This is a genomic window from Streptomyces sp. NPDC006265, assembly GCF_040613555.1.
Classification (GTDB): Bacteria; Actinomycetota; Actinomycetes; order Streptomycetales; family Streptomycetaceae; genus Streptomyces.
Genome location: NZ_JBEXSH010000353.1, coordinates 1 through 8,526, shown reverse-complemented (window position 1 = coordinate 8,526; position 8,526 = coordinate 1). Strand labels below are relative to the sequence as shown.

Genomic DNA, 8,526 nt, shown 5'->3' with positions numbered 1-8,526 from the left:
GTTCGGCTTCGACGACGACAAGCTGGATGTGCCGGTCCGGGCCTACACGAGCGTGTACCGCCCGCCCAGCCGGCCAGGGTCTCCCGGATGCGGGTGAGCAGCAGCTCGGGAGTGACCAGGTCCTTGCCGGGCGGTAGGAGCCAGTCCAGGCGCCAGACGCCGTCCGGCAGCGGGCGCGCGGTGACCTCGCCGGCCGAGGGCCCGGACATGCGCCAGGGCGGCAGGCGGTGCAGCAACGCCTCGTCTGGCCAGGGCAGTTCCGTACGGAGCGCGGCGACGGCGTGACGTTCCACCGCCGTACGGCCCGGGAAGCGGATGTCCTGGATCTTGCGCACGGTCGAGCGGGGGCCGTCGCAGCCGACCAGGTAGCTGCCTCGCCACCACGTGCCCTTGGGGCCGCGGGTGTGGGCCGTGACGCCCGAGGACTCCTGTTCGAGGCCGTCGAGGCGGCTTTCGACCGCGACCTTGACGAGCCGTTCGTCCGCGAGGGCCGCGCGCAGGGCGCCGGTCAGCACGTGCTGGGCGATGTGCAGAGGGGCGGATTCGGTGTCGTCGAAGACGATCTCGCGCATCACCTGCTTGCGCCGGATCGACCGCCATCCGGCCCAGCGGGCACCGGCCCGGGCGAGGGGCATTCCGGTCAGCCGTTCCACCAGGGCGGCGGTGTCCTCGCGCAGGACGACGGTGCGCGCCGCGCGGGGTTCGTCCTTGCCCGGGCCCTCGTCGAGGACCACGCACGGCACCTCCTGACGCGCCAGCGCCAAGGCGAGCGTGAGCCCGACGGGCCCCGCTCCGACGATGATCACCGGGTCCACGGCGAGGCGCCCCCTGCCCGCGGTGGTGTCCTGAGAGACGTGGGTGAACAGGAAGTTGGAGCAGGGTGCACGATCACAGAACGTATGCAACCCATTGCCGGTGCTTGCGTCAAGTGACCAGGGGCTGGTGGCGATCATGGCACCGCATCAAGGGTAGCGGGCGAAACGCTCGTCACTTGAGGGGGCGTCAGCCGTGGGCGCCACCGACTGGCTTCTGGCTCGACTGTGGCCCGCCGGGTACCCAGCGGGCCACAGGAGGAGACGTTGTCGGAGCGTCAGATGGAGCCGCCGGCACCGGCGCCGTAGGTGCCGCCCACCTCGGCTGCGTTCACGTCGTCGACCTTGTCGGCACCGAGAACAGCACCCGTGCTCCGCTTGCTGCGGCGCAGCCTGCGCTCCAGCCACGAGGCGAAGGACGTAAGGATGAAGTTCAGCACGATGAAGATGACCGCCACCACGATGAAGCTGGGGATGACGTTCGCGTAGTTGGCCGCGAGGGTGCTGCGCGTGTTGAGCAACTCGGTGAACCCGAGCATCACGCCGCCCAGCGCCGTGTCCTTCACGATGACGACCAACTGGCTGACGATGGCCGGAAGCATGGCGGTGACGGCCTGTGGCAGCAGGATGCTGCTCATCGTCTGGCCCTTGCGCAGGCCGATCGCCATGGCGGCTTCCGACTGCCCCTTGGGCAGGGAGAGGATGCCCGCGCGGACGACCTCGGCGAGGACCGACGCGTTGTAGAGCACCAGGCCGGTGACGACCGCGTAAAGGGGCCGCTCATCGCTGGGGATGCCCGTGGAGCGGACGTAGAACTCGTTCGCGAACAGCATCAGCAGCAGCACCGGAATCGCCCGGAAGAACTCGACCACCGCGCCGGACGGGATGCGCACCCAGCGATGGTCGGACATGCGTGCGATGCCGAGGACGGCGCCCAGCGGGAGGGCGATGACCATGGCGAGGGCCGCGGCCTTCAGGGTATCGGCCAGGCCCGGCAGCAGGTACGTCGTCCACGCTTGGGACGTGGTGAACGGCTTCCACAGGGACCACTCCAGTTGGCCCTTGTCGTCCATCGTCTGCCAGACCCACCACAGCAGCAGGGCGAGCAGGACGAAGAAGACCACAGAGAGGAGCACGTTGCGCCGCTTGGCCCGCGGGCCGGGGGCGTCGTAGAGGACGGACGTCATCGCTTCACCGCCAGTCGCTTGCTCAGCCAGCCGAGGATCAGGCCGGTGGGCAGGGTCAGTACCACGAAACCGAAGGCGAAGACCGCGCCGATGAGCACTGTCTGAGCTTCGTTCTCAATCATGTCCTTCATCAGGAGGGCGGCCTCCCCCACGCCGATCGTGGCCGCCACGGTCGTGTTCTTGGTCAACGCGATCAGCACGTTCGCCAACGGCCCGATGACCGAGCGGAACGCCTGCGGCAACACGATGAGCCGCAGGACCTGGCTGAAACTCAGCCCGATGGCTCGGGCCGCCTCCGCTTGGCCGACAGGCACTGTGTTGATGCCCGAGCGGATCGCCTCGCAGACGAAGGCGGCGGTGTAGGCGACCAGGCCGAGCACCGCCAGGCGGAATGCCTTCGCTTCGAAGTCGTCGGGGACGCCCATCGTTACGCCGAAGATGTTGGCGAGGCCGAGCGAGGTGAAGACGATGATGACGGTGAGAGGGATGTTCCGGACGATGTTCACATAGGCGGTGCCGAACCCGCGCATCAGCGGGACAGGGCTGACCCGCATGGCCGCGAGCAGGGTGCCCCAGATCAGGGATCCGATGGCCGAGAGGACGGTGAGCTGCACCGTGACCCAGAAGGCACCCAACAGGCTCGGGTCGTCATAGTCAGATAGAAAGTCGAACACGATCTCCCGCGCTTCCGGGTGTGTGGCTTGGGCAGCGGACGTGCCACGCCGCCGGAGAAGCTAGGGGCGGCGGCGCGCCTGCGGATCCCCGCTGTGATCGCGGGGATCCTGCGTCGGCGGAGTCCCGCGTTACTGGACGATCTGGCCGATCTTCGGGGCCGGCTCGTTCTTGTAGTTCGCCGGACCGAAGTTGTCCTTGACAGCCTTGTCCCAGGCGCCGTCGCTGACCATCTTCTCCAGCGCGTCGTTGATCTTGTTCACGGTCGCGGTGTCGCCCTTCTTCACACCGATGCCGTAGTTCTCGTTGCTCAGCTTGAGCCCGGTGAGCTTGAACTGCCCCTTGTACTGGTCCTGCGCCGCGAAGCCGGCGAGGATCGAGTCGTCCGTGGTCACGGCGTCGATGGCGCCGCTCTGCAGACCCGCGATGCACTCCGAGTAGCCGCCGAGACGCTGGAGCTGGGCCTTCGGTGCGATCTCGTCCTTGACGTTCTGGGCCGAGGTGGAGCCGGCTACCGAGCACAGCTTCTTGCCGTTGAGGTCGGTGCCCTCCTTGATGTCCGAGTCCTTCTTCACCAGCAGGTCCTGGTGGGCCAGCAGGTACGGACCGGCGAAGTCGACCTTCTGCTTGCGCTCGTCGGTGATCGAGTAGGTCGCCGCGATCATCTTCACGTCACCGCGGGACAGCGCGTTCTCACGGTCGGCGCTCTTGGTCTCGACCCACTCGATCTGGTCGGGCTTGTAGCCCAGTTCCTTGGCCACGTACGTCGCCACATCCACGTCGAAGCCGGAGAAGGAACCGTCGGGCTCCTTCAGGCCCAGGCCCGGCTGGTCGTACTTGATGCCGATCTTGATCTTGTCGCCGCCACCGGAGCCGGAGCCGTTCGAGTCACCGTCGTCGCCACCACAGGCGGTGGCGGTCAGAGCGAGGACGAGAGCGGCGGCGGCCGCGGCGGAGACCTTGCGGAGCTTCATCGTGAACATCCTTTGCCGTGAAGAGAAAACCGTCGTTGCGGGTGACGCGGATCGTCGCTGGCGCGACCCGCGCCGTCAGTGGTGCAGGATCTTCGACAGGAAGTCCTTGGCACGATCGCTGCGCGGATTGCTGAAGAACTGGTCGGGCGCAGCCTCCTCGACGATTCGGCCGTCTGCCATGAACACCACGCGGTTTGCGGCCGATCGTGCGAAACCCATCTCATGGGTGACGACGATCATGGTCATGCCGTCGCGGGCGAGCTGCTGCATGACCTCCAGCACCTCGTTGATCATCTCGGGGTCGAGCGCGGAGGTCGGCTCGTCGAAGAGCATCACCTTCGGCTCCATGGCCAGCGCCCGGGCGATCGCGACGCGCTGCTGCTGGCCGCCGGAGAGCTGCGCCGGGTACTTCTCGGCCTGCGCGCCCACACCGACCCGGTCGAGCAGGGCGCGAGCCCGCTCCTCGGCCGCCTTCTTGTCCTTCTTGCGGACCTTGATCTGGCCGAGCATCACGTTCTCGAGCACGGTCTTGTGCGCGAAGAGGTTGAAGGACTGGAAGACCATCCCGACGTCGGCGCGCAGCTTCGCGAGCGCCTTGCCCTCGGCGGGCAGCGGCTTGCCGTCGATGGTGATCGTCCCGGAGTCGGTCGTCTCCAGACGGTTGATGGTGCGGCACAGGGTGGACTTGCCGGACCCGGAGGGCCCGATGACCACCACGACTTCACCGCGGGCGATCGTCAGGTCGATGTCCTGGAGTACGTGCAACGCGCCGAAGTGCTTGTTGACGCTCTTCAGGACGACCAGTTCTCCGGTCGCGGCCACATCTTCCTTGGCCACCGATACTTCGGTCATCGCTCTCAGGCTCCGTCCTCCTCGGTTTCGGAGGACAGTAGTAACCCTCTACGACCTGCGTCATTACATCTGAGGGGAATCTGAGCATCACGATCCGATAGCAATCGGACACGTGTCGTAGCGCTTATGAGCAGCGCTCATATCGGCCGGGTAACGGAAGCGCTCCGCAACCGGAACCCTCTTGACGCCGTCCTCATCCATCAGCGTGACTGCACCAGGTGCACGCGCGCGTGCACGTTTTTTGTACACAACTAGATCGTACGGCCAGTGAACCGAAGGGGGCCCAGGCCCGGATGAGACTGCTGCTCGTCGAGGACGACAACCACGTCGCCGCCGCCCTGTCGGCGGTCCTGGCGCGGCACGGGTTCGACGTCACGCACGCGCGCAGCGGTGAGGAGGCCCTCCAGGCCCTCGTTCCCGAGAGCGACTGCTTCGGCGTCGTCCTCCTCGACCTGGGCCTGCCCGACCAGGACGGATACGAGGTCTGCGGCAAGATCCGCAAGCGGACCAGCACCCCGGTGATCATGGTGACCGCCCGGTCCGACGTGCGCTCCCGCATCCACGGTCTCAACCTCGGCGCCGACGACTACGTGGTGAAGCCCTACGACACCGGGGAGCTGCTCGCCCGGATCCACGCCGTGAGCCGGCGCACCTCCCACGAGGACACCTCCAGCGGCATCGAGACCGAGCTGCGGCTCGGCCCGGTGCACATCGAGCTGCCCAACCGCCGGGTCAGCGTGGACGGCTCGGTGATCCAGCTGACCCGCAAGGAGTTCGACCTGCTGGCCCTGCTCGCGCAGCGGCCCGGGGTGGTCTTCCGCCGGGAGCAGATCATCAGTGAGGTGTGGCAGACCAGCTGGGAGGGGACCGGGCGGACGCTTGAGGTGCATGTGGCGTCCCTGCGCGCCAAGCTGCGCATGCCGGCCCTCATCGAGACCGTACGCGGAGTCGGCTACCGGCTCGTCGCGCCTGCCGGGTAGCGGGGCCGGGTGCGCACTCGTCTGCTCCCGCTGCTCATCATCCTGATGGCGGCCGTGCTGCTCGCGCTCGGTGTTCCGCTCGCCGTGAGCCTCGCCGGCGCGCAGCAGCAGAAGGTCGTCGTCGACCGGATCGACGACACGGCGCGCTTCGCCGCCCTCGCACAGTTCGTCACCGACTCGCCCGACGGGGCCACCGGCGCGTTCGAGAACGAGCGGCTGGCGACCCTCAGCAGCGAGCTGCGCAGCTACTACGAGGTCTACGGCATCCGTTCCGGTGTCTTCTACCGCACCGGCACGCCCATGGCCCACGCCCCGGCGAAGTGGTCGCTGCCCCAGGAGGGCGAGGTCCGGGATGCCTTCGCCGAGGCGAAGCTCAGCCGCCGCAGTCACGACCCGAAGCAGGTGTGGCCCTGGCAGCGCCGCAACCTCGTGGTGGCCTCGCCGGTCATCCGGGACGGGGACGTCGTCGCGGTCGTCGTCACCGACTCGCCCACGGGGCAGATGCGCTCCCGCACGCTGCATGGCTGGCTGGTCATCGGCGCGGGTGAGTTCGCCGCGATGCTGCTGGCCGTCGGTGCCGCCCTGCGGCTGACCGGCTGGGTGCTCAAACCCGTACGGGTGCTCGACGCCACCACCCACGACATCGCCACCGGGCGGCTCAAGTCACGGGTGGCCGCCGCCGGCGGGCCGCCGGAACTCCAGCGTCTGGCCCGGTCGTTCAACGAGATGGCGGACAACGTCGAGGACGTGCTGGAGCAGCAGCGCGCCTTCGTCGCCGACGCCTCGCACCAGCTGCGCAACCCGCTCGCGGCGCTGCTGCTGCGCATCGAGCTGCTCTCCTTCGAGCTGCCCGAGGGCAACAAGGAGATCGCCTCGGTCCAGGCCGAGGGCAAGCGCCTCGCGCAGGTCCTGGACGACCTGCTCGACCTGGCGCTGGCGGAGCACACCGAGGCGGATCTGAAGATCACGGACATCGGCGAGCTCGCCGCCGAACGCCTCGCGGCCTGGGCCCCGACCGCCGAAGCCAAGGGTGTGCGGCTGCTGGGGGACTGCCCACCGACGACCGCGTGGGCCGACCCGGTCGCGCTGTCCAGCGCGCTGGACGCGGTCATCGACAACGCCGTGAAGTTCACGCCCGAGGACCAGACCGTAGAGGTGAGCGTCGCCTCCCGCGGCGACACCTCGACCGTCGTCGTCACCGACCACGGCCCCGGCCTCACCGACGAAGAGCTGGCCCGCGTCGGCGACCGCTTCTGGCGCAGCGGACGGCATCAGAACATCAAGGGATCGGGCCTCGGGCTGTCCATCTCGCGGGCGCTGCTCGCGGCGGGCGGCGGTTCGATCGCGTACGACCGCCACGAACCGCACGGGCTGAGGGTGACGGTGGCGGTGCCGCGGTCGGCGCCCACTGCGTGACGAGGCGCGGAGCGGGAGATGCCGAGCACTACGGCTTGACCGACTGGTAGTAGTGGCGGGCGCCGACGTGCAGTTTCACGGGGTCGGTGTAGATCGCCGTGCGGACGTCGACCAGCTGGGCGGAGTGCACGGTCGCGCCGATGAGATCCCGGCTGTCGAGCACCGTACGGGTCAGCCACTCGGTGAGCCGCGGATCCATGTCGCTGCGCGTGATCAGCAGGTTGGACACCGCGAGCGTCGGTATCGCCCTGCCGCGCTGGATGGTGGGGTAGGCCGATTCCGGCATCTTCGTGGCCCGGTAGTAGCGCGTGGCGCCGCCCTGGTCGTGCAGCTTGGCCACGAGCTTGGCGTCGATCGGCACGAATCTGAAGGCCGACGCCGACTTCTCGGCGGGCCGGCTGAGCCCGTCTGTGGGCAGGCCGCCCGACCAGAAGAACGCGTCCAGGCCGTGGCCCAGCCGCTCGGGTCCGGTGTCGATGCCGTCCGACGACGGCTTGATGTCCTTCTCCGGGTCGATGCCGGCCGCCTTGAGCACGCCATTGGCTATCAGCCGTACGCCGGAGTCGGGCAGCCCTATGGCCACGCGCTTGCCCCGCAGGTCCGCGACGGAGCGGATGTCCGAGTCAGGCGGCACGACCAGCTGGACGTAGTCGTCGTACAGGCGGGCGACACCGCGCAGCCGGTCGGCACCCGGGTCCCTGGCGAGCTTGTACGTGGCGACGGCATCGGCCGCGGCGATCGCGAAGTCCGCGTCGCCCGTCGCCACGTCCGCGACGTTCTCCTGCGAACCGGCACTGGGCCGCAGCCGCACCTTCAGGTCGGGCATGTTCTTGTCGATCTCGTGGCTCAGGAGCCTGCCGTACTTGTGGTAGACCCCCGAGCGGGTGCCCGTGCTGAGCGTGATGGTGCCGCTCGGCGGCTCCTCGGCCCAGGGGCGCAGCCACCACAGCAGCATGCCGAGGACCACGAGGGCGGCCGTGCCGCCCTGCAGGGCCCCGCGCCTGCCGATAGGGGGGAGCGTTCTGGACATGCGGGCGATCCTGCCAGCCGGGGTGCCCTCTGACCAGGGCAGGGTCCAGGGCGAGGGCGGGGGAGTGTCAGTGGCCGCCACTACGCTCGCCCTCATGAGCTCTTCGCCCGCCGACCTGGTCCGTGAATTCCACCGCGCTTTCGGCCTGGACGCCCGCCGTGCGCCGACGGAGGTCTCCCCGGAACTCGCCGCTCACCGGGGCGAGCTACTCGCGGAGGAGGCCGCCGAGGTGGCGGAGGTGTCGGTGCGTGGCCCGCTCGACCGGCTCGCCCACGAGCTGGCGGACGTGGTCTACGTCGCCTACGGCACCGCTCTGGTGCACGGCATCGACCTGGACGCGGTGCTCGCCGAGGTCCACCGTTCCAACATGACGAAGATCAGCCCCGACGGCTCGGTCTCCCGCCGCGAGGACGGCAAGGTCCTCAAGGGGCAGCACTACGAGGCGCCGGACGTGCCGGGGGTGCTGCGCAGGCAGGGGTGGGCGCCGGGCGGGGGCGCCTGACCCGGTCGTCCCGGGGATCACGCGCGGGGTGGTCGCCGGGACCCTCGGCCGCCCGGCTCACCCCTCACCAGTCGGCGACCGGTGCCTCGGCCTCGTTCGCC

9 protein-coding genes are annotated in these 8,526 nt (G+C 69.0%); 3 read left to right on the top strand and 6 right to left on the bottom strand.

The window, feature by feature from the left end:
* The 5 genes from ABZ281_RS26000 to ABZ281_RS25980 form a co-directional block, all read right to left on the bottom strand.
* Positions 1-815 (bottom strand): FAD-dependent monooxygenase (locus ABZ281_RS26000; RefSeq protein ID WP_356659175.1); only part of this gene is annotated, 815 nt, incomplete at its 3' end.
* 275 nt (positions 816-1,090) lie between these two features.
* On the bottom strand, positions 1,091-1,999 hold the full coding sequence (locus tag ABZ281_RS25995) for an amino acid ABC transporter permease (protein WP_356659173.1): 909 nt from the start codon (positions 1,997-1,999) through the stop codon (positions 1,091-1,093).
* Positions 1,996-2,673: an amino acid ABC transporter permease gene (locus tag ABZ281_RS25990; RefSeq protein ID WP_356659171.1), complete on the bottom strand. Its 678-nt coding sequence runs from the start codon at positions 2,671-2,673 to the stop codon at positions 1,996-1,998. Before ABZ281_RS25990 ends, ABZ281_RS25995 begins: the two co-directional genes overlap by 4 nt.
* A 129-nt stretch (positions 2,674-2,802) precedes the next feature.
* Complete coding sequence (locus tag ABZ281_RS25985; protein ID WP_356659169.1) at positions 2,803-3,645, bottom strand: glutamate ABC transporter substrate-binding protein; 843 nt, start codon at positions 3,643-3,645, stop codon at positions 2,803-2,805.
* A gap of 75 nt (positions 3,646-3,720) precedes the next feature.
* On the bottom strand, positions 3,721-4,497 hold the full coding sequence (locus tag ABZ281_RS25980; protein ID WP_030853335.1) for an amino acid ABC transporter ATP-binding protein: 777 nt from the start codon (positions 4,495-4,497) through the stop codon (positions 3,721-3,723).
* A gap of 293 nt (positions 4,498-4,790) precedes the next feature.
* Here ABZ281_RS25980 and ABZ281_RS25975 point away from each other — a divergent pair, with 293 nt between their 5' ends.
* Complete coding sequence (locus ABZ281_RS25975) at positions 4,791-5,477, top strand: response regulator transcription factor (protein WP_031103505.1); 687 nt, start codon at positions 4,791-4,793, stop codon at positions 5,475-5,477.
* Positions 5,478-5,486: 9 nt separating this feature from the next.
* Positions 5,487-6,893 carry a HAMP domain-containing sensor histidine kinase gene (locus tag ABZ281_RS25970; protein WP_356659167.1) on the top strand — a complete coding sequence of 469 codons (1,407 nt, stop codon included), beginning with the start codon at positions 5,487-5,489 and terminating at the stop codon, positions 6,891-6,893.
* 28 nt (positions 6,894-6,921) lie between these two features.
* Here the strand turns inward: ABZ281_RS25970 and ABZ281_RS25965 are convergent, their stop codons facing one another.
* Positions 6,922-7,923 carry a TAXI family TRAP transporter solute-binding subunit gene (locus tag ABZ281_RS25965; RefSeq protein WP_356659165.1) on the bottom strand — a complete coding sequence of 334 codons (1,002 nt, stop codon included), beginning with the start codon at positions 7,921-7,923 and terminating at the stop codon, positions 6,922-6,924.
* 94 nt (positions 7,924-8,017) lie between these two features.
* Between ABZ281_RS25965 and ABZ281_RS25960 the strand changes: the two genes are divergently transcribed.
* Positions 8,018-8,425: a MazG nucleotide pyrophosphohydrolase domain-containing protein gene (locus tag ABZ281_RS25960; RefSeq protein ID WP_356659163.1), complete on the top strand. Its 408-nt coding sequence runs from the start codon at positions 8,018-8,020 to the stop codon at positions 8,423-8,425.
* The last annotated feature ends 101 nt before the right edge of the window (positions 8,426-8,526 follow it).

Excerpts from the sequence above, each read along its gene's own strand:
- ABZ281_RS25980 (WP_030853335.1), bottom strand. The coding sequence starts at position 4,497 with ATGACCGAAGTATCGGTGGCCAAGGAAGATGTGGCCGCGACCGGAGAA.
- ABZ281_RS25960 (WP_356659163.1), top strand. The coding sequence starts at position 8,018 with ATGAGCTCTTCGCCCGCCGACCTGGTCCGTGAATTCCACCGCGCTTTC.
- ABZ281_RS25995 (WP_356659173.1), bottom strand. The coding sequence starts at position 1,999 with ATGACGTCCGTCCTCTACGACGCCCCCGGCCCGCGGGCCAAGCGGCGC.
- ABZ281_RS25965 (WP_356659165.1), bottom strand. The coding sequence starts at position 7,923 with ATGTCCAGAACGCTCCCCCCTATCGGCAGGCGCGGGGCCCTGCAGGGC.
- ABZ281_RS25985 (WP_356659169.1), bottom strand. The coding sequence starts at position 3,645 with ATGAAGCTCCGCAAGGTCTCCGCCGCGGCCGCCGCCGCTCTCGTCCTC.
- ABZ281_RS25975 (WP_031103505.1), top strand. The coding sequence starts at position 4,791 with ATGAGACTGCTGCTCGTCGAGGACGACAACCACGTCGCCGCCGCCCTG.